Annotated in this window: 14 protein-coding genes, 3 rRNA genes and 1 pseudogene; 3 read left to right on the forward strand and 15 right to left on the reverse strand. The window is 44.6% G+C overall.

From position 1 onward, the window contains the following. The first annotated feature begins 58 nt into the window (after positions 1–58). The gene (locus BQ7489_RS12515; RefSeq protein ID WP_072531275.1) at positions 59–670 is read left to right on the forward strand and encodes a polysaccharide deacetylase family protein; all 612 of its coding nucleotides are present in this window, start codon (positions 59–61) and stop codon (positions 668–670) included. 61 nt (positions 671–731) lie between these two features. On the opposite strand, the gene BQ7489_RS12520 is transcribed toward BQ7489_RS12515, so the two are convergent. The 4 genes from BQ7489_RS12520 to BQ7489_RS12535 all read right to left on the reverse strand — a co-directional run bounded on the left by BQ7489_RS12520 (position 732) and on the right by BQ7489_RS12535 (position 4,863). Beyond that, positions 732–1,526 (reverse strand): gluconate 5-dehydrogenase, encoded by a 795-nt coding sequence (locus BQ7489_RS12520; RefSeq protein ID WP_072531276.1) that lies wholly within the window; start codon positions 1,524–1,526, stop codon positions 732–734. A gap of 86 nt (positions 1,527–1,612) precedes the next feature. Beyond that, positions 1,613–3,013 (reverse strand): D-alanyl-D-alanine carboxypeptidase/D-alanyl-D-alanine endopeptidase, encoded by a 1,401-nt coding sequence (gene dacB, locus BQ7489_RS12525; protein ID WP_072531277.1) that lies wholly within the window; start codon positions 3,011–3,013, stop codon positions 1,613–1,615. A 40-nt stretch (positions 3,014–3,053) separates the two neighbouring features. Further along, the gene (gene lpdA / locus BQ7489_RS12530; RefSeq protein ID WP_072532179.1) at positions 3,054–4,394 is read right to left on the reverse strand and encodes a dihydrolipoyl dehydrogenase; all 1,341 of its coding nucleotides are present in this window, start codon (positions 4,392–4,394) and stop codon (positions 3,054–3,056) included. Between the two features lie 40 nt (positions 4,395–4,434). Then, positions 4,435–4,863 carry a PH domain-containing protein gene (locus tag BQ7489_RS12535; protein WP_072532180.1) on the reverse strand — a complete coding sequence of 143 codons (429 nt, stop codon included), beginning with the start codon at positions 4,861–4,863 and terminating at the stop codon, positions 4,435–4,437. A 136-nt stretch (positions 4,864–4,999) separates the two neighbouring features. Between BQ7489_RS12535 and nadB the strand changes: the two genes are divergently transcribed. Then, entirely contained in the window at positions 5,000–6,580 is a 1,581-nt protein-coding gene (gene nadB / locus BQ7489_RS12540; protein WP_072531278.1) for an L-aspartate oxidase, read from the forward strand. 108 nt (positions 6,581–6,688) lie between these two features. Next, positions 6,689–7,447, forward strand: a complete 759-nt coding sequence (locus tag BQ7489_RS12545; protein ID WP_072531279.1) for a polysaccharide deacetylase family protein — start codon at positions 6,689–6,691, stop codon at positions 7,445–7,447. 278 nt (positions 7,448–7,725) lie between these two features. Here the strand turns inward: BQ7489_RS12545 and rrf are convergent. The 11 genes and pseudogenes from rrf to BQ7489_RS12605 form a co-directional block, all read right to left on the reverse strand. After that, a 5S ribosomal RNA gene (gene rrf, locus BQ7489_RS12555) occupies positions 7,726–7,836 on the reverse strand. 94 nt (positions 7,837–7,930) lie between these two features. Next, positions 7,931–10,814: ribosomal RNA gene (locus tag BQ7489_RS12560) — 23S ribosomal RNA — on the reverse strand. Between the two features lie 229 nt (positions 10,815–11,043). Beyond that, positions 11,044–12,571: ribosomal RNA gene (locus BQ7489_RS12565) — 16S ribosomal RNA — on the reverse strand. The 16S, 23S and 5S rRNA genes sit together here, the layout of an rRNA operon. An 890-nt stretch (positions 12,572–13,461) precedes the next feature. Continuing rightward, positions 13,462–13,839: a DUF3836 domain-containing protein gene (locus BQ7489_RS12575; RefSeq protein ID WP_072531282.1), complete on the reverse strand. Its 378-nt coding sequence runs from the start codon at positions 13,837–13,839 to the stop codon at positions 13,462–13,464. A 224-nt stretch (positions 13,840–14,063) separates the two neighbouring features. Next, positions 14,064–14,753: a rhamnogalacturonan acetylesterase gene (locus BQ7489_RS17815; protein WP_239496995.1), complete on the reverse strand. Its 690-nt coding sequence runs from the start codon at positions 14,751–14,753 to the stop codon at positions 14,064–14,066. A gap of 72 nt (positions 14,754–14,825) precedes the next feature. Next, positions 14,826–16,214 (reverse strand): annotated as a pseudogene (locus tag BQ7489_RS17820) (glycoside hydrolase family 88/105 protein); the annotation flags it as partial. Between the two features lie 13 nt (positions 16,215–16,227). Then, complete coding sequence (locus BQ7489_RS12585; RefSeq protein WP_072531284.1) at positions 16,228–18,189, reverse strand: rhamnogalacturonan lyase; 1,962 nt, start codon at positions 18,187–18,189, stop codon at positions 16,228–16,230. 12 nt (positions 18,190–18,201) lie between these two features. Further along, positions 18,202–19,653, reverse strand: coding sequence for a rhamnogalacturonidase (locus tag BQ7489_RS12590; RefSeq protein WP_072531285.1), 1,452 nt, complete (start codon positions 19,651–19,653; stop codon positions 18,202–18,204). Beyond that, positions 19,650–20,279, reverse strand: a complete 630-nt coding sequence (locus BQ7489_RS12595) for a DUF4450 domain-containing protein (protein WP_239496953.1) — start codon at positions 20,277–20,279, stop codon at positions 19,650–19,652. The genes BQ7489_RS12590 and BQ7489_RS12595 overlap by 4 nt, the downstream gene beginning before the upstream one ends. Before the next feature lie 138 nt (positions 20,280–20,417). Further along, positions 20,418–21,746 (reverse strand): oligogalacturonate lyase family protein, encoded by a 1,329-nt coding sequence (locus BQ7489_RS12600; RefSeq protein ID WP_072531287.1) that lies wholly within the window; start codon positions 21,744–21,746, stop codon positions 20,418–20,420. 15 nt (positions 21,747–21,761) lie between these two features. Beyond that, a complete protein-coding gene (locus BQ7489_RS12605; RefSeq protein WP_072532181.1) occupies positions 21,762–24,983 on the reverse strand; it encodes an exo-rhamnogalacturonan lyase family protein in 3,222 nt (1,073 codons plus the stop codon). Positions 24,984–25,035: the final 52 nt, after the last annotated feature.

Here is a 25,035-nt window from a genome sequence, read left to right on the forward strand (position 1 = left end):
CGAAAAACAGGGTACCTTTGATAGATTTTTATATGTTCACAAACAACCCCTGAAAAACATGCTCATAGAACAACCCCCATTATTACTCCGATGGATTTATCCCAGTGCCTTATGGCGTATGGACCCAAAAGAGAAATCGGTTTATCTGACATTCGACGACGGGCCGATCCCTGAAATAACCCCATGGGTACTCGATCTGCTCGACAGATATGGAATTAAAGCCACATTCTTTATGGTAGGAGACAATGTGAGAAAACACCCCAAAGAATTCCAAATGGTAGTTGAAAGGGGCCACCGCATAGGTAACCATACATTCAACCATATAAGAGGATCTGAATATTTAAGCAGAAACTACCTGTCCAACGCCGATAAAGCCAATGAATATCTACACACTAACCTATTCCGTCCTCCACACGGACATATGCGCTGGTTACAGTATATGGTACTGAAACGTAAATATCAGATTGTAATGTGGGATCTGGTTACTCGGGACTACAGCAAACGGTTAAACGGTCCGCAAGTGTTCAATATATTAAAAAAATACGTACGGAACGGATCGATCATCACGTTCCATGATTCGATTAAATCAGAAAAAAATATGAAATATGCCCTTCCACGTTCGATTGAATGGCTATTGGAACAGGGATATGAATTCAAGGTATTCGACTGAAATGAAAAAAGCTGATGCATGAAACATCAGCTTTTTTCATTTTTATTTCTCAATACAAAGATCATTTAGGTTGCTTACCGATATAAGCCAGAATACCACCGTCTACATACAATACATGACCATTCACAAAGTTAGATGCGTCTGAAGCCAGGAATACTGCAGGACCCATCAGATCTTCCGGAGTTCCCCAACGGGCAGCCGGAGTCTTGGCTACAATAAAGGCATCAAACGGATGACGGGAACCATCCGGCTGAGGTTCACGCAACGGAGCTGTCTGAGGAGTTGCAATATAACCCGGACCGATACCGTTACACTGGATATTGTATTCGCCATATTCGGAAGCGATATTACGGGTCAACATCTTCAAACCACCTTTAGCTGCTGCATATGCAGATACGGTTTCACGTCCCAGTTCACTCATCATAGAACAGATATTGATAATCTTTCCATGACCTTTCTTGATCATACCTGGAATAACGGCTTTGGAAACAATGAACGGAGCGTTCAGGTCAACGTCAATAACCTGACGGAATTCGGCTGCTGTCATATCACACATAGGGATACGTTTGATGATACCGGCATTGTTCACCAAAATGTCAATAACACCAATTTCCTTTTCTATCTGGGCAATGAAAGCATTGACAGCCTTTTCATCTGTAACATCACACACATATCCGTGAGCATTGATGCCCAATTCTTTATAAGCTGCCAGACCTTTATCTACCAGCTCCTGTTTGATGTCGTTAAAAACAATAGTGGCACCAGCCTGTGCAAAACCGGTAGCAATAGCAAATCCGATTCCATAGGAAGCTCCTGTTACCAGAGCGATTTTACCTTCAAGTGAAAAATTAACCATAATTTTCTTAAATTTATATTGTTACTAAAATAGCCTCTTTATTGTCATTTTTATCCGAAGATGTACAAATATACAAATTCTTTCTATCAATCAGATAAAATTTCACAAATCTTATCCTGAAAAAGCCGTGTTTCTTTTCCATTCAACGCATTTTGATTAATAATGACAAACGCCAGCAGATGCTTGCCCGATGTCTTTACATATCCGGCTAAAGAACTTACCCCCATCACAGTTCCGGTCTTGGCACGGACATTACGGAACGGTTTTCCTCTACGCATTCTGTAACACAGGGTTCCATCTACCCCGGCAATGGGCAAAGCATTATAAAGAAACATGAATATATCTTTACGACTATAGGCATATTTCAAATATTCCATCAACAGATCCGGCGAAATATAGTTATACAGAGACACACCGCTGCCATCCACAATATTATAGCGTTCGGACATATAACCTATAGAATCCTTCATAAACTGATATATCACCTTTTGGGCATCTTTCGAACCTACAAAAGGTTTATCGGATTTAACCGCCGCCAAACTATAAAAGATAGATTCGGCAGAAAGGTTGTCACTTTTCTTTAATGCTCTTTCAAGTACAGAAAGAAAGGGGCGGCTGCACGTATAAAACCCTTTGCTTGATTCCGGACATAAACCATAAGCCATCTTCCGGAAAGAAATTCCCCGTTTCTTCAACTGATAGGCAAAAGTATGCATAAAAAAGTCTTCCGACGAATACAGATTGAGAGTTTCCGTTGTGCGTCTGTTGACATTACCTTCTACACGGATTATATTGCCATTCGACAACCAGTTACGGGTGACATTCAGCTTACCGACCCCTATCACATAACTCTCTGCCTGATTATCGACGGTATAATAATCCGATTCCGGATGTACCTTCACGATAGGTCTTCCCCCTTTTTCCCCGGGAATAACCATAACGTTCACACATCCGCGGTTCAACATCAAAGGTGAAAGATAAGGCTGGAAATAATAAGGAGTGTCATCCCATGACCATCCGGGCCCCCAATATACAGAATCTGTCATCGATACATCTCCTACCAGAGAGCCCTCGATATGACGGATTCCGGCATGCTGGACAGCTTCTGCCAGTCTGACCATATCTTCTTCCATAAATTCCGGATCAAAACCACCGACTACATACAAATCACCATGCAATATACTGTCACCGGAAATATCTCCCGTATAAGCCAGATGGGTCTGATACTGATAATCAGAACCTAACACCGATAAAGCCGTGACTGACGTTATTATCTTTTCGATAGAAGCCGGACGGTACAGCTTCTGGTCCTGATACGTATAGACAGTTTTTCCTTCCGTCAGGTCATAAACGGATATACCGACTTCTGATGTCTTCAACAATTCGGAAGAAGAAATAAAAGTATCCAGACGTCCAGACAATGGCTGTGCCTCCGACATACAGAAGACCAGATAAGAAACCAGCAATAATATTGTCCTCAGCTTCATGAAACTTCCCTTAAAAACAACCTAATGTTATCCCAACCTATTATAATTCTTTGAATATTTCACTTACTGTAGGATGAGGAAATACATAACGTTTCCATTCCAAATAAGAACGTTTGTCTTCTACCATCATCCCTGCCATCACGATCAGTTCCGAGGCAGGATTACCTAACATATGTACTCCTAGAATAATTCCCTTGTCATCTATCAATACTTTACAAATACCATTTACGCCTTCATTTTCAGCCACAAAGCGTCCAGAATATGTCATCGGAAGTTTAATTACATGATAAGAAACACCCGACTTGACCAATGCCTCTTCAGAGCTTCCTACACAAGCTACTTCCGGATTCGTATAAACCACAGAAGGAATGGCATCATAACTCATCGAATCGGCTTTTCCTAAAATATGATGTACCGCTACCTCCGCTTCACGAACCGCGGTATGTGCCAATAAAGACTTACCGTTCAGATCACCGCATACATATACACCCTCGACCGATGTCTGTAAATGCTCATCAACCACAATCAGATTACGTTCTGTACGTTCCAAAGAAAGATTTTCCAGTCCGAAACCATTCATCACCGGTTTACGTCCTGTACTGACTAATAATTTATCGGTTGCTACAGTAGCATTTTCTCCATTTTGTTCATAGTTCACGTAAATATTCCCCTCATCCTCAAAGACACTGGTTACCTTTGCTCCCAACAAGAAAGTAATCCCCTTCTTGGTATAGTCAGCACGAAGTACTGCAGAAATCTCTTTATCAAGCCCTCCAAGAATTTCAGGAAGCATTTCAATAACGGTAACCTTGACTCCCAGACTATTGAAAAATGAGGCGAACTCCATTCCGATGACACCCCCACCAATGATAGCCAGCGATTGAGGAATTTCCTTATTGGCAAGAGCCTCACGATGAGTCCAGAAACCAACGGTTTCAAGACCGGGTACCGGAGGAATAACCGTATCACTACCTGTACACAATATCAGTTTGTCACATTCATAAGTCTCTTCTCCACAGCGAATGGTATGGCTGTCAACTACCTGTGCCTCTCCGTTTACGACTGTAACATGACAAGCCTCCAGACGTGCCTTTATCCCCAAAACCAATTTACGGACAACTTTAGACTTCCGGGTAACCACTTTTCCCAAATCAACAGAAACATCCGATACACTCAAACCGTATTTCGAAGACTGGCGTGCATGATCATACATTTTAGCCGAGTATAACAATGTTTTGGTAGGAATACATCCTTCATTCAGGCATACACCACCCAATGCATTCTTTTCAAACAAGACTACACTTAATCCTGCTTTTCCAGCGGTTTCCGCTGCCGTATAACCGGCGGGACCACCACCGATAATTGCTAAATCATATCTCATAATTTCTATCATTTATTAAAAAAGATTTCTATTCCATATCCTACTTGTCAAGCAACTCAATAGCTGAATTCCTTTTTCTGATCCAATTCACAAAATCTTCCCGGTTTTTAGGAGAGATACTTATTTTGGCCAGACTGCCGTTTCTACGCCTGAAACAAAGTTCACAACGTTCAAAAGAAAGGGCAGGCTCAAAAAATGTCATTGAACGTACTCTACGTACACTTACAATCCGTTCCAGTTCAACCGATACACCGGAGATGAACCTTCCGCTTTCAATTTTCAAGACACCGTCGGCCGTGATGACATACCGTGTATGTATAAGCATTTCTATTTCCATAATGACCAGTAAGGCAAAAATGACAGCCACCAGTATATCATGCAACCAGAAAAATGCAAACATCCCCACCGAAGAAACCGCTATTACCAGCCAATACCACCAGCCGACACCCGAATAAAAGGTCCTGTTCATACTCTTCAATTTTAAATTGTACGTGTGAAGATAGTGATTTATCTATTTCCTCCTTTAAAAAACCATCAAAAAATATCAGCCCCACAATTACTGAAAAATAGTTTTTTTGTAGTTTTGCAGTATATATACAAACGTTATGGTAAAAAAATTCGATTTTCTCGTTATCGGTTCAGGAATTGCCGGAATGAGTTTTGCGTTAAAAGTAGCGCATAAAGGTTCGGTTGCACTTATCTGCAAGGCCGGACTTGAAGAAGCCAATACATTTTATGCCCAGGGCGGTATTGCTTCTGTTACCAACCTCAAGGTTGACAATTTTGAAAAACATATCCACGACACCATGGTTGCAGGCGACTGGATCAGCGATCCTGCAGCCGTAGAAAAGGTGGTACGCAATGCGCCTTCACAAATTGAGGAACTCATCAGATGGGGAGTCAAATTCGACAAGAAGGAAAATGGAGAATTTGATCTGCACAAAGAAGGAGGACATTCGGAGTTCCGCATACTTCATCATAAAGACAATACCGGAGCCGAAATCCAGACAAGTCTGATCGAAACCGTCAAACAGACTCCTAATATAACCATCTTCAGTAACCATTATGCCGTTGAAATCATCACCCAGCATCATCTGGGCATCATTGTCACCCGGCACACTCCCGGTATCAAATGCTTCGGAGCTTATGTGCTGAATGAAGAAACCGGTGAAGTGGACACATTCCTTTCCAAGGTTACGGTTATGGCTACCGGCGGTTGTGAAGCCGTATATAACCATACAACCAACCCGTTGGTAGCAACAGGCGACGGAATTGCCATGGTATACCGTGCTAAAGGTGTGGTGAAGGATATGGAATTTATCCAGTTCCATCCTACAGCCTTGTACCATCCGGGCGACCGCCCAAGTTTCCTCATTACCGAAGCTATGAGAGGTTATGGAGCCGTACTGAAGAATCTGGCCGGCGAAGAATTCATGCAGAAATATGATCCGCGTCTGTCATTGGCACCACGCGATATCGTGGCACGTGCCATCGACAGTGAAATGAAACAGCGCGGTGAAGACCATGTTTACCTTGATGTCACACATAAAGATCCGGAAGAAACGAAAAAACATTTCCCGAACATTTATAAGAAGTGCCTGAGCCTGGGTATTGACATTACCAAGGACTACATCCCTGTAGCTCCGGCCGCACACTACTTATGTGGAGGTATCAAGGTAGATCTTGACGGACAATCCAGTATCAAACGCCTGTACGCTTTAGGAGAATGTTCCTGCACCGGCCTGCATGGAGGTAACCGTCTGGCTTCAAATTCACTCATCGAAGCCATTGTCTATGCCGATGCTGCAGCCAAACATGCATTGAGTGTATTGGACCGTTATGATTTCAACGAAGATATTCCGGAATGGAATGCGGAAGGTACAATCAGCAACGAAGAACGTATCCTTATAACTCAAAGTATGAAGGAAGTGAACCAGATTATGGAAGCTTATGTAGGTATTGTACGGAGCAACTTGCGCCTGGTACGTGCATGGAACCGTCTGGATATCCTATACGAAGAAACAGAACGTCTGTTCAAACGTGTCAAGGCTTCCCGCGAAATCTGTGAACTGCGTAATATGATTAACGTAGGTTACCTGATTACCCGACAAGCTATGGAACGCAAGGAAAGCCGTGGATTGCATTACACAATAGACTATCCACATCCGGATGAACACCATAAATAATTTACTTTAATATTGAACCAACAAGAAAAAAGTTGTATTACATCTAGAAAAATATCTTTTTGTAATACAACTTTTTCTGTTTTAACCTTAAATAAATATCCGTTTAACATGATCAAACAAGCTTTATTCCCGCTATTCTGCAGCTGTATCTTATCGATACAGGCACAAGAGTCTTCTCTCCCTTATATAACTACCTGGCAGGGAAACAGACAGGCCGCTGTATGCTACACTTTTGATGACGCATGTCCTAACCAGTTCAAGACAGCCATCCCTATTCTGGACCGCTATAAAGCCCCGGCTACCTTCTTTGTATCACAAGCCTTCAATCCCGACTGGAATGTCTTGACTGCAATAAGCCGTAACGGACACGAAATAGCGAGCCATACACAGACTCACTGTAATCTGACCGATGAAGTAGCCGAAACAGAATATGCTCAGTCTAACCGATTGATCGAATCCAAGACAGGAAACAAAGTATATACACTTGCCTATCCATTCTGCAATGCTCCCAGTGACTCCATTACTGCCCGGTATTATTTAGGAGCCCGTATCTGTTCAGGACAGATAGAAAAATCCACCCCCGACAATTTCATGCGTATCAGCTCCATTGTAGTGGGCAAAGAATCCGGTTTTACAACCGGAGAAAGTCTGGTAAGGCTGTTCAGAAATACACTCCAGCAAAACGGATGTTGCATACTTCTTATTCACGAAATCGACAATGGGCCCGGATACTCTCCATTATCATCCCAAGCCTTGGAAGAATCCTTGGAATATATCCATAACAATCCTGTATTTTGGGGTAACCACGTTCAAGGACTATATCTGCTATGCAAAGGAAAAGGAAGCAGCGCAAATCAAGGAAATTGAACGAAGTGAAAAACAAATCAGTCTCACGGTGACAGACAATTTACCGGACAGCGTATATAAGACCCCTGTAACGGTTTCATACCCTCTTCCGGAAGATTGGTCCGACGCAAGCATTAACTGCCGTAAGAAAGCCATAGAATCACGAACAGAAGGCAATAGAATTCTGTTTGACATTATACCCGATTCCGGTATAGTCACAATCAACAAAAAATAAATTCTTAATTTTTTATCGGGCATAAAAAAAGCCCCGAAGTCGGACTGACCTCGGGGCCTTGATAAGACGGCGACTACCTACTCTCCCACTTTTACGCAGTACCATCGGCGTGACGAAGCTTAACTTCTCTGTTCGGAATGGGAAGAGGTGGAACCTTCGTGCCATAGTCACCTGAATTTCGTTATATGATGTCATGACTCACAAGCAAACCGCAATCTCCAGCCTTACTGGCCGAACGTATATGGCATCCGTCCCTCTTGGGGGGGGGACAAGGAAAGAATACGGGCAATTAGTAATGCTCGGCTTTGGTGTCTCCACCTTTACACCTGCATCCTATCGACGTCATCGTCTTTGACGACCCTGAGAAATCTAATCTTGTGGCCGGCTTCGCACTTAGATGCTTTCAGCGCTTATCCGATCCCGACTTGGATACCCGGCGATGCACCTGGCGGCACAACCGGTAAACCAGAGGTCGGTCCAACACGGTCCTCTCGTACTAGTGTCAGAGCCACGCAAATTTCATACGCCCACGATAGATAGAGACCGAACTGTCTCACGACGTTCTGAACCCAGCTCGCGTGCCACTTTAATGGGCGAACAGCCCAACCCTTGGGACCTTCTCCAGCCCCAGGATGTGACGAGCCGACATCGAGGTGCCAAACCACTCCGTCGATATGAGCTCTTGGGAGGGATCAGCCTGTTATCCCCGGAGTACCTTTTATCCTTTGAGCGATGTCCCTTCCATTCGGAAACACCGGATCACTATGCTCTAGTTTCCTACCTGCTCGACCTGTCTGTCTCCCAGTCAAGCGCCCTTATGCCATTACACTCTGCGGACGGTTACCGATCGTCCTGAGGGCACCTTTAGAAGCCTCCGTTACGCTTTTGGAGGCGACCACCCCAGTCAAACTACCCACCAAGCAATGTCCTCCATTCAGGAGTTAGAACTCAAACAAACGAAGGGTCGTATTTCAACAGCGGCTCCACGGACACTGGCGTGCCCGTCTCTCAGCCTCCGACCTATCCTACACATCGCGTGCCCAAATCCAATGCTAAGCTATAGTAAAGGTTCACGGGGTCTTTTCGTCCCATCGCGGGTAATCGGCATCTTCACCGATACTACAATTTCACTGAGCTCACGGTTGAGACAGCGTCCGGATCATTACACCATTCGTGCAGGTCGGAACTTACCCGACAAGGAATTTCGCTACCTTAGGACCGTTATAGTTACGGCCGCCGTTTACTGGGGCTTCAATTCAACGCTTCTCTTGCGATGACGTCTCCTCTTAACCTTCCAGCACCGGGCAGGTGTCAGGCTGTATACTTCTACTTTCATATTCGCACAGCCCTGTGTTTTTGTTAAACAGTTGCCTGGACCTATTCTCTGCGCCCTCTCTTGCGAGGAGGGACCCTTTATCCCGAAGTTACAGGGTCAGTTTGCCTAGTTCCTTAACCGTGATTCACTCAAGCGCCTTAGTATATTCAACCCGACTACGTGTGTCCGTTTGCGGTACGGGTACCTTACAGGTTATGTTTAGCGGATTTTCTCGGCAGTCTGCTTACCTGCGCTGTCACCGCATCCCGGAGGAATTGGTGTACTCTCAAGGTCGGCTCTCCCCACGGATTTGCCTGCGGGAATCTGCGCCTACACTCTTCAACGGGCTATTCCGTCAGCCCGCGGCAGTGCCACTTCTGCGTCTCCACGTCACCCTGTAAGGTAGTAACGGAATCTTGACCGTTTCTGCCATCGGCCTCGCCGTTCGGCTGAGCCTTAGGTCCCGACTTACCCTGATCCGATTAGCGTTGATCAGGAAACCTTAGTCTTTCGGCGAGGGGGTTTCCCGCCCCCTTTATCGTTACTTATACCTACATTTGCTTTTCCATACGCTCCAGAACACCTCACGGTGCGCCTTCAACGCCGAATGGAATGCTCCCCTACCGATACTTGCATATCCCACGGCTTCGGCAGACAACTTCATACCCGATTATTATCCACGCCCGATTCCTCGACTAGTGAGCTGTTACGCACTCTTTAAATGAATGGCTGCTTCCAAGCCAACATCCTAGCTGTCTTAGCAATCAGACTTCGTTAGTTTAACTTAGCTGTCATTTCGGGGCCTTAGCCGGTGGTCAGGATTGTTCTCCTCTCGGGCACGGACCTTAGCACCCATGCCCTCACTCCCATGATCGAACTGATGCGCATTCGGAGTTTGTCAAGACTTGATAGGCGGTGAAGCCCTCGCATCTTATCAGTCGCTCTACCTCGCAGCAGTAATTCATGAGGCTGCACCTAAATGCATTTCGGGGAGTACGAGCTATCTCCAAGTTTGATTGGCCTTTCACTCCTACCCTCAGCTCATCCAGAAGCTTTTCAACGCTTATTGGTGCGGACCTCCATCTGGTGTTACCCAGACTTCATCCTGGCCAAGGGTAGATCACTTGGTTTCGCGTCTACCGCATCTGACTCGACGCCCTATTCAGACTCGCTTTCGCTTCGGCTCCGGGACTCATGCCCCTTAACCTTGCCAGACACGGTAACTCGTAGGTTCATTATGCAAAAGGCACGCCGTCACTTCATAAAGAAGCTCCGACCGCTTGTAGGCGCACGGTTTCAGGTACTCTTTCACTCTTCTGTTCGAAGTGCTTTTCACCTTTCCCTCACGGTACTGGTTCGCTATCGGTCTCTCGGGAGTATTTAGCCTTGCCGGATGGTCCCGGCGGATTCACGCAGGATTCCTCGTGTCCCGCGCTACTCAGGATACCGCTATGCTTCGTCTCGCTTCATGTACCGGACTCTCACCGTCTACGGTCTGATTTTCCAAACAGTTCCATTCACGAGATTGCTTGCAACGTCGCGGTCCTACAACCCCCCGGATGCCGTAACATCCGGGGTTTGGGCTCTTCCCCGTTCGCTCGCCACTACTGGGGGAATCATTCTTATTTTCTTTTCCTGCAGGTACTAAGATGTTTCAGTTCCCTGCGTTAGCCTCCATCACAAGATGGATGATACCTCTTCAAGGTATCGGGTTGTCCCATTCGGAGATCCGCGGATCAAGGGTTATTTGCACCTCCCCGCAGCTTTTCGCAGCTTATCACGTCCTTCTTCGCCTCCGAGAGCCAAGGCATCCGCCATGCGCCCTTCTCTACTTTCCTTATCACGTTCACACTTCCGCCTTTTAGCGGAGTGGGATGACATATACTTTCAGCTCTGTACTGAAAATTACTTTTTGCTTGTTACATCATGTCATAGACCTATTCTTGTGGAGAGAATCACGGGCTTGAACCGTTTGCGGGCCGGCCTCCAGCCTCCCTCATCCTCTTGTATATCAAATAAACAAACCCTGCAGTACAAGGGAAAGAACCGGTGTCGGCATCGCTCCAGAAAGGAGGTGTTCCAGCCGCACCTTCCGGTACGGCTACCTTGTTACGACTTAGCCCCAATTACCGGTTTTACCCTAGGGCGCTCCTCGCGGTTACGCACTTCAGGTACCCCCGGCTTTCATGGCTTGACGGGCGGTGTGTACAAGGCCCGGGAACGTATTCACCGCGCCGTGGCTGATGCGCGATTACTAGCGAATCCAGCTTCGTGGAGTCGGGTTGCAGACTCCAGTCCGAACTGAGAGGGGCTTTGGAGATTGGCATCCCGTCGCCGGGTAGCGGCCTTCTGTACCCCCCATTGTAACACGTGTGTAGCCCCGGACGTAAGGGCCGTGCTGATTTGACGTCATCCCCACCTTCCTCACATCTTACGATGGCAGTCTCGCCGGAGTCCTCAGCTTCACCTGATAGTAACCGGCGACAAGGGTTGCGCTCGTTATGGCACTTAAGCCGACACCTCACGGCACGAGCTGACGACAACCATGCAGCACCTTCACAGACGCCTTGCGGCTTACAAGTTTCCTCATAATTCGTCTGCAATTCAAGCCCGGGTAAGGTTCCTCGCGTATCATCGAATTAAACCACATGTTCCTCCGCTTGTGCGGGCCCCCGTCAATTCCTTTGAGTTTCACCGTTGCCGGCGTACTCCCCAGGTGGGATACTTAACGCTTTCGCTAAGCCGCTGACAGTGTATCGCCAACAGCGAGTATCCATCGTTTACCGTGTGGACTACCAGGGTATCTAATCCTGTTTGATACCCACACTTTCGAGCATCAACGTCAGTGGCGGGTTAGCAGGCTGCCTTCGCAATCGGGGTTCTTCGTGATATCTATGCATTTCACCGCTACACCACGAATTCCGCCTGCCTCAACCGTACTCAAGGACGCCAGTATCAACTGCAATTTTAAGGTTGAGCCCCAAACTTTCACAGCTGACTTAACGACCCGTCTACGCTCCCTTTAAACCCAATAAATCCGGATAACGCTCGCATCCTCCGTATTACCGCGGCTGCTGGCACGGAGTTAGCCGATGCTTATTCATACGGTACCTGCAATGACCTACACGTAGGTCACTTTATCCCCGTATAAAAGAAGTTTACAATCCGTAGGACCTTCATCCTTCACGCTACTTGGCTGGTTCAGGCTCTCGCCCATTGACCAATATTCCTCACTGCTGCCTCCCGTAGGAGTTTGGACCGTGTCTCAGTTCCAATGTGGGGGACCTTCCTCTCAGAACCCCTATCCATCGTCGACTTGGTGGGCCGTTACCCCGCCAACCATCTAATGGAACGCATCCCCATCGCATACCGATGAATCTTTAATCCTACTCGCATGTGCATTTAGGATACCATCGGGCATTAATCTTTCTTTCGAAAGGCTATTCCCGAGTATGCGGAAGGTTGGATACGCGTTACTCACCCGTGCGCCGGTCGCCGGCAATTGAAGCAAGCTTCAATCCCGCTGCCCCTCGACTTGCATGTGTTAAGCCTGTAGCTAGCGTTCATCCTGAGCCAGGATCAAACTCTTCATTGTAGAATATCTTTTTCAGACACATACCCGAAGGCATGTACCTTGTTTTGCTCTGTCCAGGATGCCGATTTCTTTACCTTATTATTATAAAGTATTGACGGTTCTTTCATTCAATCACAACCCCAAAGGGGTCATGACCTTCTTGTACTACATCTTGTTTGTTTATCTAAAGTCTTTCAAAGATCCTGCTTCCTTTTCGAAAGCGGTTGCAAAGGTAAGGCGGATTTTTCTAACATCCAAATTTTTTCGAAGATTTTTTCGGAAAAATTTTTCAGCGCGTCTCCATTGTATGTAAACAACAATGGAAATTCAGGCCGCGGATTCCGGGCTTATCCTTTCTCGCTCCCTTGCCTCCATGCAAGGTAAGATACTCGGTGCAGCGCCTTACGTCCGCTCTCCGCTTACACTGTGTCAATCTCAGATTTGCATCTTTACCGCGTTCTCTCTCGAAAGCGGTTGCAAAGGTACGCACTTTTCGGAATTCCGCAAGCCTCACGCCGAAAAATTTTTCCGCTTTTTCTGTAACCGGATTGTAACACGCTGGAGAACAAGAATATAGGGAGGAAGATTTTTCCGGAAGGACTGAAGGGGCCTTTACCGGGTACACATACTCTTATTCGGGCGCACGCATGCGCAATGCGCACGGGCGTGCGAAATAGAACCTGGAATTTCCTGAAAACACCTTCATCTTCTGCAAAATTCAACTTGGAATCATACACAAAACGACTTCATCTTTTACGGAAAATGAACGCATCTTTCAAACAATACAACAAGGCGTTTGAAAAACAGAAAAAAACAAGAATAGAAATCGAAAGGACATAAAAAAAGTACAGGCATATCTAATCACTTAGACATACCTGTACACATTTAAGCGAGAGAAAGCTTATGTTAGTTTATTTATGATTGTGCGAATCAACTGTTGTATAGAATACCTGATCGGCTGCAATATTTCCTTTTGTGTTATAAGTAACCAACCTTACACTATCACCCATATAAAAATAACTTTTAGTAAGTTTCCAATTATTATCCGAAAGATTCCATGTGTAAAGATCCTTGGTTACCATGTTATTATCTTTACCATATTTCATTTCTATACGCAATGAAGGCTTATAGCCTTCGGAGGTCATCACACAGATTTCACGGACTGCAACATTACCATCGTCTGTCATCTGATCATTATAGATTTTCTTGGGAGTAGCGGCCATTGCCATAATTCCCACTAACATCATTACACATACACTTGCCATTCTTTTTATACTCAAAGTCTTCATATCGTTTAAGTTTTAAGTTTTACTTTTTTTCATCAACAACATGGCAAAGACCGTGCCACAAATTATAAATCATTGACAATCAAATAGATATAAATTCACATAGAAATATAAAGTGTATGATTTATGGACAGTAGTGTCCAATTCTTTAACAGCAGGCATAAAAAAAGCCGTCCCCTCAAAAATCGGGAGACGGCCTCTACCTATAACTATATTTACACTAACAATTATTTCAGATAATCTTTCAGACTACAATTATCCAAAGCTCGGATTCCTTCAACCACAGATTCTGCATTCAATACAGCTCCTTCCTGTGTATTGTGTACAGAGTCTGCATAATAGGATGCAGCTTTGTCTTTCCCCATAGTCTCAAACTTAACGGCCGTACGATCATTCAGATCGATAAACGGTACATTTTCCTGTCTGGCTACCTCTTCCGACCATTTGCCGTAAGTCTGGTCACAACGGTTCATCTTGTTGCCTGTCCAACGGTTGCCCGGAGTGTGTGAAAGCACAATCACATTTGCCCCCCTGGCTTTTGCCTGACGGATATACTGACGGATGTAATAACCGAAAGTATGTACTTCTTCTGTACTGCCGTCACGTTCCATAACGACCTTCTGGGTTTCATCGCCTGTTCCTTTCAACGAAGCTCTTGCACGGCCGGTATTCAAAGGTCCTCCATCATTATGGCCAAAATCAATCAAAACATAATCACCTTTTCTGATGGCTGGAAGCACACGGTCCCATAATCCGATATTTCCATAAGTACGGCTGCTTGTACCACCTAAAGCACAGTTTTCTACAGTAATACGGGATGTATCGAAATAATTCTGGAAAAAGCTTCCCCACCCCCATTTTCCATCGCTACCGTCACCGTTTCCACATTTAACCGTAGAATCACCTATCAAAAACACAACCGGAGTTTTTTCATTGATACGGCTTACACCAGCTACAAACTCCCTCGGATTACCCGGTTCGGAATAAAAAAAGATAGGATTCTTGGTCTGTTGCTCCGTCGGATAGAAATGAACGGCACTATCGTTCATGCGAGGATGCTGGTTCTTCAACAGGTTAATCATTTCGGCACCTGCCCAGATAACCGGACCGTAACCGTGGGCTGCATATACATTTACCGGGCGATAATAATAAAAAGAAGGATCATACCCCATACCGGTACCTACGCAAGTCCCTTCCACCTGTCCTTGTGCATTGATGGCAGATGCAACGGCATGCCATCCCAACTGTACTACCGGTCCATAGGCCATGGCATCAATCCATCCCTTGTTGATGGCATGAGCCATACAATATACATATATGGCAGTAGCCGACGTTTCCAGATAAGAATCATTTCTGTCTAGCAACTGATGCCAGAAACCGTCCTTGCTCTGACAAGCCGCCAATCCACGTACATGAGCCTGAAGCAATCCGATTATCTTTTCTCTGTCCGGATTGTTTTCCGGCAATACATCCAATACTTCACACATGGTGAGGATAGCCCATCCGTTGGCACGCCCCCAATGGAAAGCCGGATGGTCTTTCATTCCTTCCACCCATCCGTGACGGAACAATCCCTTTTCAGGAACAAACATACGTCCGGCAAACTGAAGTACCTGTCTTACCGCTTCCTGATAATATTTCTGTTGGTTATCGGAAGCATATCTTCCCATCAAAGCTACTGCCGGAATCCCCATAAACATATCATCGAGCCACAAAGTATTGTGATAAGGACGGTTACGTGCAAATGTACCGTCGGCCAGACGATATTCCTTATACATGATAAAGTTAAAATAATTATCTATCAAGGCCTGGAGCTTCAGATTCTTGTCTTTCATCTGTGCCTTCATCATGGCAGCACATACAGCACCGGCATCATCCAATGCATGAGGGGTAAGTATCTGCAACATCTGTGGATCGGTTGTACCATATTTCTCATATACCTGCTTGAAATATGGAGCTACTTCGGCGAGAAAATTAAACCGGTCATATACATATTTCCTATAAGCTTCATCGCCTGTAGCATCAGCAGCTGCCAGCATAGCAGAATAAGTCACACCCCATTCGTAACTTGCCAGACGGAAAGCACCGCGTTCAAGCTGGGCATTGGTATCCATCCCCGCATAATCGGTAATCACTTTTCCTGTACGTTGGTCCACAACCCGAGCCGGAGTGTTTTCTTCCAGATATTTCAATACCCTATCCATATCTTTCTTGATTTCCTCGACCGACGTTACACCATAACCCACCTTATAATCTGGCTGTAAAAGATGAAGCGGTGTATTGGAATCATTGACCACTTCCTTTTTTTTCTGAGCATTGGCCGATACTCCTAAAGAAAGGAAAGCCAATAAAGCTACATTCAATACATATTTATTCATAAATCTATATTTTTTATTTTTCACTGAACTTATAACCTCTAAAAATACCTTTCAAATCAGAACCGAAATAAAATCCCGGTTGGGTAGGTTGGTTATAGGCCACATTTTCTGTAGCTATACTGATACGGTACACCGGATCTTCCAGAAATGTATGGAAACGGTATTCGGTCGGTATAGTACTTACATACAGACGTAACGAACTGTTATCGGCAGTACGTAACAAAACCTCTTCACGCCAGTCGCCGATAATGTCTCCCTGCAAAGAAGGATTTGATTTTGTACCGTTATTTGACTCACATCCGTTGAAGGTCTTAATCACATGACAGCTCTTATTCTCCCAATCGTATTTGCTTATACGGTTTCTGTCCAACAGTTCACGCGACAAATCACCATCCCACCATACCGCCATATTATAAGACAAACCAGGAATCCGTCCATCGGCAACAAGCTCTCCTTTAAAATTACGGATTCCCCCTGATGCCAGCGACCACATTTCCACACCCGGACTCATAGGGTCTATATCAGCTGCCATACAACGGCCTACATCCGATTTATCCGGTAACTGAAATAAAATTTTTCCAGTCCGTGCATCACGGAAAGTAGATCCGTCCTTCTTGTTTTCATGGCAGGCCCAAACCTGCAATTCAGGTTTTTCTGGATCAAACTGAGTGAGATGCATGGCATCACCATGTCCTAAACGAGTGGTATATAATCCTTCACCGGTATTGTCAATAGTACACGAACCATAAACTATTTCATCACACCCGTCACCGTCTACATCAGCTACACGAAGATTGTGATTACCTTGTCCGGCAAAATCCTTGCAACCTTCATTATCACTGTCGAATACCCAACGGTTTGTCAGTTCCTTCCCATTCCAGTCGAAAGCAGCCAGAACGGTCCAGGTATAGTACCCTCTGCACATCACTACACTAGGATGTACTCCATCCAGATAAGCCACACAGGCCAGGAAACGGTCGGCACGGTTGGCACGGTCGTCTCCCCATTTTTTCAGTTCGCCACGCGGAGGTATATAATCGACAGTAGCCAAAGCTTCTCCTGTCAATCCACTGAAAACGGTAAGATATTCATTACCTTTAAGTATACGTCCCTGGTTACGGGGAACAGTCGGAATCCTTCTCCGGCGGGGAGCATTGCTATCCTTAAAGCGCTCCTCCAGTCTCTTCTTTTCCATATCAGTCAGAGGTTTTCCGGTTTCACGGTTATCGGCAGCAGCATCACCTATCACATTACCCTTTCCGTCGATTGTCCCGTCGGCTGTCTTCATTACGATTTCCGACTTACCGTCACCGTCAAGATCATATACCATAAACTGAGTATAATGTGCACCGGCACGTATATTTTTTCCCAGGTCGATTCTCCATAACTTTTCTCCGGTAAGGCGGTAACAGTCTATATAAACATTACCAGTATAACCGTCATGCGAATTGTCGTGTGCATTCGACGGATCCCATTTCAATATAATCTCATAATTACCGTCACCGTCTACATCACCTACCGAAGCATCGTTCGGCGAATAGGAATACTTTTCACCCGACGGAGTAACACTGTCTGCAGGACGGTCCAACGGAATATCAATATAACCTTCCGGAGCATTCTGTGGTAAAGTATAACTGCCTTCAATTCCTTTTTCGACTCCATCCACTACAGCCTTCACTGTATAGACAACCGCTCCATTCCCTTGATAGGAATCTTTATAAAACGTTCCCGTTCCAGACGGAACCTCAGCTATCTTTTTCCCGTCACGGTAAATATTGAATGTCGTTTCCATCGGATCAGATGAAAGATATCTCCATGAAAGTGCAACATTACCCGCATCTTCTCTCACAGCAACTACTCCACGACCTAATTTATCACGCTGTAATTTTGTAAAATCATAACTGGTCTGTGCCCAACCGGCAATGCCTACACTACATGCCACCAACGCCATCAACCATTTCCTGTGTGTTTTCATATCTTTTCCTGATTATTTTATATTTTCCACAAACTCCTGTTCACCGTCGACATAAATATTCTGAAAACGGATATTACGGACATCATCAGTTACAAAAAGCGGACGTCCGTCTGGTTTTTCATAATAAAAATAGATATTGTTGAATGAGATATTCCTTGCATGACGTACAAAGAAACCTTTAGCCGGCATAATAGTTCCAAACAGAGCCGGTTCGGGATAACCCTTCTCTTTTTCGGGGACAATGATTTTACCGTCTTCGGCCGTAAAGCCTCCCTTATAATAGAGATGAATGTCATCAAAACTTACATCTTCAATAATTCCGTCTGGTATTCCACTGATAATGGAAGAAAAACTGGAATCTACATTATAGGCATTGATATGGCTGATACGGATACGCCTCAACGCTCCTACCGGAGTACCCTCCGGACTACGCAGACGGGCACCCAGACGTAAAAATATAGCCGAGTTTACAATATCACGCATTGTAATGTTACTGATTACCACATCTTCCAGCTTACCGCCGTCGACCGTTTCCAAAGCCAACCCCCGGCAATGCTCGAAAATACAGTTGGTAATGGCAACATTCCTGAATCCACCGCTTGATTCCGTACCGAACTTGATACGGCCCGTACGGAAATCATGGTCGGGAGCCTGAGGCTCATCCAATCCCCAAGAAGCATCGATCATAGTTCCACGGTCATAACCGCTTACATAACAGTCGGAAATAGTAACATTTTCGGTATCCTTGAAATACCCAAGTGCATAGGAGGCTTTCAATACAATCGCGTCATCCCAAGGTGCATTGACACTACATTTACTGATGCGCACGTTCTTACAACAGTCAATATCAAAACCATCACGGTTAGTATCCACTTTCAGATTATCTATGGTCAGATTCTCCACTCCGGTTGCCAGCAAAGCAAAATGCCCACCTTGCAACATAGAAAAATCCTTTAAAGTAACATTGGTACATTCTTTCAGACTGATGGCCTTGTTTCCCATACCGGCACGCCGGCTGGCTTCCCGGGTAAGACCTTTACCGTAAATCATACCCGGACCACTGATGGTGATATTATCCAAACCGATGCCCCAGATCAACGAATTCTTCCAATGGCTGTGTCCGAAATCCTGATAAGCATTATATTCATTAGGTTCGGCCACATCATAACCTTCATCTGCTGTTGGGAAAGCTCCCACAATAGAAGCTCCCTGTTCCAGATAAAGATGGATATGACTGGCCAGACGGATAGAATAACAGGCATACTCACCTGCCGGAATATAAACGGTACCACCACCTTCGGAAGAAGCTTGTTCTATAGCTTTATTGATAGCATAGGAGTCAATCTGTTTACCATTTCCTTCCGCCCCGAAATCTTTGACATTGTATATTTTTGCTTGGAGAGATGAACTGCCAATAAGAACAAACAGACAAACAGACAAAATAACAGATACCAACTTATTCATTGCTTTTCATTTTCTTGTTTAAACAGATCGGGTAACATAAAATCGGCATAATCAGCTTCACGGTTCTGCTTATATACACAGAAATAGAGCTTTTCACCTTTCCGTAACGTACATATACCGGCTAGAACAGGAGCATCAGTACGTTTACCGGATTCAAAGACTTCCAACGGAGTACTCATTATCCGGCCATTACTCAAACGCATCTCAGCACCTACAGGCACTACCAGTTGGGTCACTTTCAATGCACCCGACTTTCCATGATAGACAGTAACATGAGTACCTTCCACGTTAAATATATTGTCTATACAAGTTTCAGGAACTATTACCTTATCGGGCTTCGGGCTGTCATATCCTCCAAAAACAAATCCCAACCGGGTATTTTCCGGAAGATCCTTATTTTCCACTTCAATAATCAATCCTCTGGTTTTACTGAGAGAAACGCAGCGTACCGAAATTTTATCTTGCCTCAACAGATTGTCTTTTTCTGTCAACCAGCGGCTGGTATTCCCTGTAACAATACCAAGTTTCAATGTACCCGAACCATCACTCATCGGATATGACAACTCTTCTTCCGTACCGGCAAACACAATTCCATAAAAAAAGAAACAAAGAAATAACGTTAACAAAAATCTAAGCTTGTGCATTTCAAAAATTTAAAGTCCAACCTATGTTTTTCATTTACAGAAGCAAATATACATCTTTATAGATTCCACCGTATAGATTTTTATACCCGCTTCCTTGATTTTTGTATAAAATATCCTGTTTCACTTCCTGAAAGAGGAAATATCTACCATCATCAGATTAAGTCTCTTTCCACCGGTAAAATGTCCCGATTGAAAAAGCAGTCTGTTACCGTCGGGACTGAAACTTGGATGTGCATGGTCGGGTTTCATCTTTGTATCAGAGGCTATCCGATGCCGTTCACCCGTAGCGACATTGATAATCCACACGTTTCCTCCGAATGTATCACCGGCCGCCCAATAATTGTCACGGCTGGCATTGCAATGCCAGAAACCACGTCCTATCAACTGGCCTTCAATGGCACGACGGTCTTTCTCCATCTCAACCTGTCCGATAACCTCTACATCGTCAGTACGGAGATTGATACGGAAAATACCACTGGCCTGCTTACGTAAACGGGGCTGGAAACCCAATACATTAAAGTATACATAATCTCTGGTAGCAAAAGTTTCATGCGTCACCCAATCCAACGGGGTTTCCTTATATAAAGGTTTGAAACCAGATCCGTCAGCTTTACAATACCACATACGTTGATGTGCATCCCCTCCCGTTTCATTACAGAACAAAATTTCATCCGGAACAAAACGACTTGCCTGTACATGTCCTACCTTGAATTCAACATCTACCACTTTTGTAACTTCGCCTGTCTTCAGATTCATTTTCCGTATTCCTCCTAAAGAAGGTTTTATCTTAACCGGCTGGTTATCTTGAGGCTTGAAAGCATTTTCTTCCATCCTCTTCTTTTCTTCTTCCGTACCTTCACGTTCTACCGCAATATAGGCGTATTCATCGTCACAACTTACGGCATATCCTCCCGGGCGTCCCATATCTTTTGGAAAAGTACCTACAAATGTCTCATAATCAAACTGTCTTTTTACTTTTCCCATATGTACATCATGAAAGAAACGATCCAGATCAAGTACATACATATTCCAATTACCATTTTCATTATGATTCATAAACATACGGTTGTCCTTATTTGCTAGGAAAGCATTTCCTAGGTCCGGTCCTTCTGTTGCCTGAATTATCTTCCCCGTCTCCATCTCTATAAAGTAAATCTGGGTAGGCCTGAACTTACGTACCTTACCATCGGGTAACCTACGTTCCATTTCCTTGTCATTCCCTCTGGACGAAGAACGGAACAATAAATATTTTCCATCAGAGGTCCACATCGGATCTGTCTGATACAAAAAACGGTCATTTCTGGCAGTATCTGTCAACACCGTTATTTCAACTCCTGTTTCTTTATCTATATACGACTGCATTTCAGAAGCCGTATAAGTTCCAAACTGCGCAAAAGCCATACAGTTTGTTCCCATGTATAAAACCATCGACAAAATAAACCTGTTCATAATCCCTATAGCATTTTATTGAGGTATCACTTCCTGCATAAAAATAGCATCCAAACTCCATAAAGCAGCTTCATTGGTGCTAATACGTTCACATTCATCCAATGGAGACGGAACTTCAGGAGGAAGAATCCGGTCAATCTTCATTTCCCGGTTACGTTTCCACAAAGCATCCCAAGCTTCAGAAGCCAGTTTCGGATCATACAGCTGCCATGCTGCATATGCAGCCAGACGTCCTATACGGAAATTACTGTAGTTCCGGTAATCACGCGCATGTTCCAACCATGCCTTATCGAAGGCAGGAATATGTATCATTGACTGCATTTCATTCATGATTTCAAATCCTCCCATAATAGTCATCAGATGATTGGTATTCTTTAAACTAGGATCACCTTCATAAGTCAGTACTCCGGTAGCCGGATCGAAACCTAAAGCTTTGTTACCGGTAAAAAAACCATTTGGCAATGCAGCTATACTTTCCATACCGGCTATAATCTTGTCACGATACACCGTATTCCGGGTACGCTCCCATTCTGTCATCCAATTGCCCGCATACGATAACCAGTCGGGTCCGATACGCAGACGTGCAGGAGCAGAACACGGGAACTTACTCCTAGGTTCGGCCAAACGCATAGGATCGAGTGTATAAAGCTTCTGTTCTGCATCTTTCACTTCAGTCATCAGATCACCAGTACGTTCATCGGTGGTGAGATAATAATAAAAACGGTTCCAGGCAGCCTGACTGATCCGTGCCTCTTTGGCTCCGCATCCCCAATGACTTACATTGTGCCGGCTTCCCAATCCGGCATTCGGACCTATATGATATACATCCACTTCAGTGGTATGACGTGTCATAGCCTCAGCCATTTTCCATATATCGGCCCTCCCTGTACGCAGGAAATTATACCATAGCCACATGTTCGAAGCCAACTCCGTATTATCCCAGGCAAAACCTCCTATATCATATCTCCAAGTATGACGTATCGGATCATAGGCATGCATTACATCACCATAATTCCAAAATCCGTACCATTTGTTCTGCTCGACAGCTTTCTTATAGAAGTCTATATAGCTGTCCAGACGATTTTCGACCATAGAGCAGGCATCGTTTGTCCTATTAGGTAACGACCATATACCAAATGCCTTACAATCATGTAAATAACGTGGAGTACACATCAATGGAGCCGCTTGAGATAAAAGTTTTGCCGTAGAAGAAATCCCCGACTTACCAGGATACGCATTTTGAGGAACCAGAACCAATGTACTGGTACGGGCAATACCATAAGGAGTACTCATGCCTTCCTGTACATCTTCATAACTGGCATTCAAATCGTGAGCCACTTTATCATAATGACGTAAATCCATCGCTTCCGATTCCGGACTCCAGAGCCATACAATCAAAGAAGCTTCATCCGAACGGGCATTCTGTACTTCCAATGTAGAAGGATAAGATTGCCAGAAATCCTGCAGACATACTCCTATACCTCCAGTGACATCACCGGCAAAAACATATCCTTCAGAACGGGTACCGCTATAAGTGCCGATCCATGGACTATCGTTTGTAGCCCGTTTACGGACAGTGAATGAATTATCTGTAAGTTGCGACAAACGGAAATTATCCCACGATGCCCAATGGTCAATCAAATTACGGTTCTTTTCATCAAACTCTTCATATCCGGGAATACGTTGCCCCTTCATCTGCTGCTGTTGCAACGTATTGTCGTTACCTAAGGCCAATACCCTTCGTCCCACCAACGGCTGTACCGGTTCACTCCAAACACCGCCGTCGGCACAGGCAAACGCAACATGCCGGTTATACAACGCTTCACGCATAGGAACCTGGAAACGGATACCTAACGAACGGATAAAGTCCTTATCCTGATTACCGTCATATATAAAAGAATGTATCATCTTCACCTGATCACTTCCAGCATAAAAATACATTCTCAACACAAAAGGTAACCATTCCCTACCGGAAACATCCTTATGTGTACCTTCTATCTTTACCAAAGCACGAACATTCCCGACACGCTCTACTGATACATTTTTTATCATGCTCTGATAATGATCTATATGAATTTCATCCATATTTTCACTGAAAGGTCTGTCCTGTACAGAAAGGACAAGATCGGCCTTACCACCTACTTTTGTCTTATCGTAAAACAGGCTGTCCAATACAACTCTACCCGAACGCGGAATATAGGCCGTAATAATTCCGGTCGAAATTTTCAACTGACCGGCAGTTTCTTCCACTTGTAAAGCAGAAGATGTCTTTTTCATTTTTTTCTTCTTGAAAGGTATTAAAGCCAGCTTATCCGTATTGGCAGGAATCACGGCGGCAACCCCCGCCCATTTAACGGAACCATCAGGCCAATAGGCTGTTGCCCAAGTATCGGAAGCCAACTGAGTACCTTGTTCTGTTTTCAACAGAAGCTGCGTTTCAGGTTTTACTTCCCCTTGTCTGAAAGGCACCCCAAAACTTACAGCACAATCTTGGGAAGGCACATTTCCAATCCAATGTAAAGAAACTGTATTATCAACATCCTGTTGTGAATAACGGAAATTCGTAATTTTTGTACGCGACCATGTAGTCCTGAATCCAAACCATCCGGACGTCAACGGACGAGGATCATTAAAATCGACCAGCAATTCTCCATCTATATAATACCTCACTTTATTACCCTGGTTCTGGATTTTTATATGGTACCACTTGTTTGCCTTCAAAAGATGTTCCGGATCTTTATATTCCTTCAAGATAGCCGGACGTGCCTTGGCATCCTTTACACCTGCTTCATTTCCATCGTAACGACGAAAACGGGTAGTAGAATTATGGTTGCCTCCATATCCCATATAGTAAAGCTGCAAAGTATAACAATTCAAGAAAACTCCGCTACGCCATTTTTCTCTGTCCCAAATAGTAGGATATTTCGAATCGGACGCCATCCAGAAACAGTTCAAATCACTCAAACGGTCTCCCTCCCTTCCTTCTACCGCCACACAGGCATCGTATTCGATAGTGATATTACCCGACATCTTTTCTTTTCTCCATAACGTAAGTCCTTTAGGAGAAACAATCTCACAGGTATCACCTGAAAAGGATACCTTATAATCGGGAGATTCTGACTCGATTTTCCAATACTTACTAAATTTTGCTTTATCCAATCCCGAGACACTTCCGGATTGGGCTTTAAAAACCAACGGACAACATAATAACAAAACAGACAATATAAATTTGTTCATAGTCATTACAGGTTTAACTTTTTATTCACAAACATAAGCAATAATAATTTTG

This window comes from Bacteroides ilei (genome assembly GCF_900128495.1).
GTDB classification, from domain to species: domain Bacteria; phylum Bacteroidota; class Bacteroidia; order Bacteroidales; family Bacteroidaceae; genus Phocaeicola; species Phocaeicola ilei.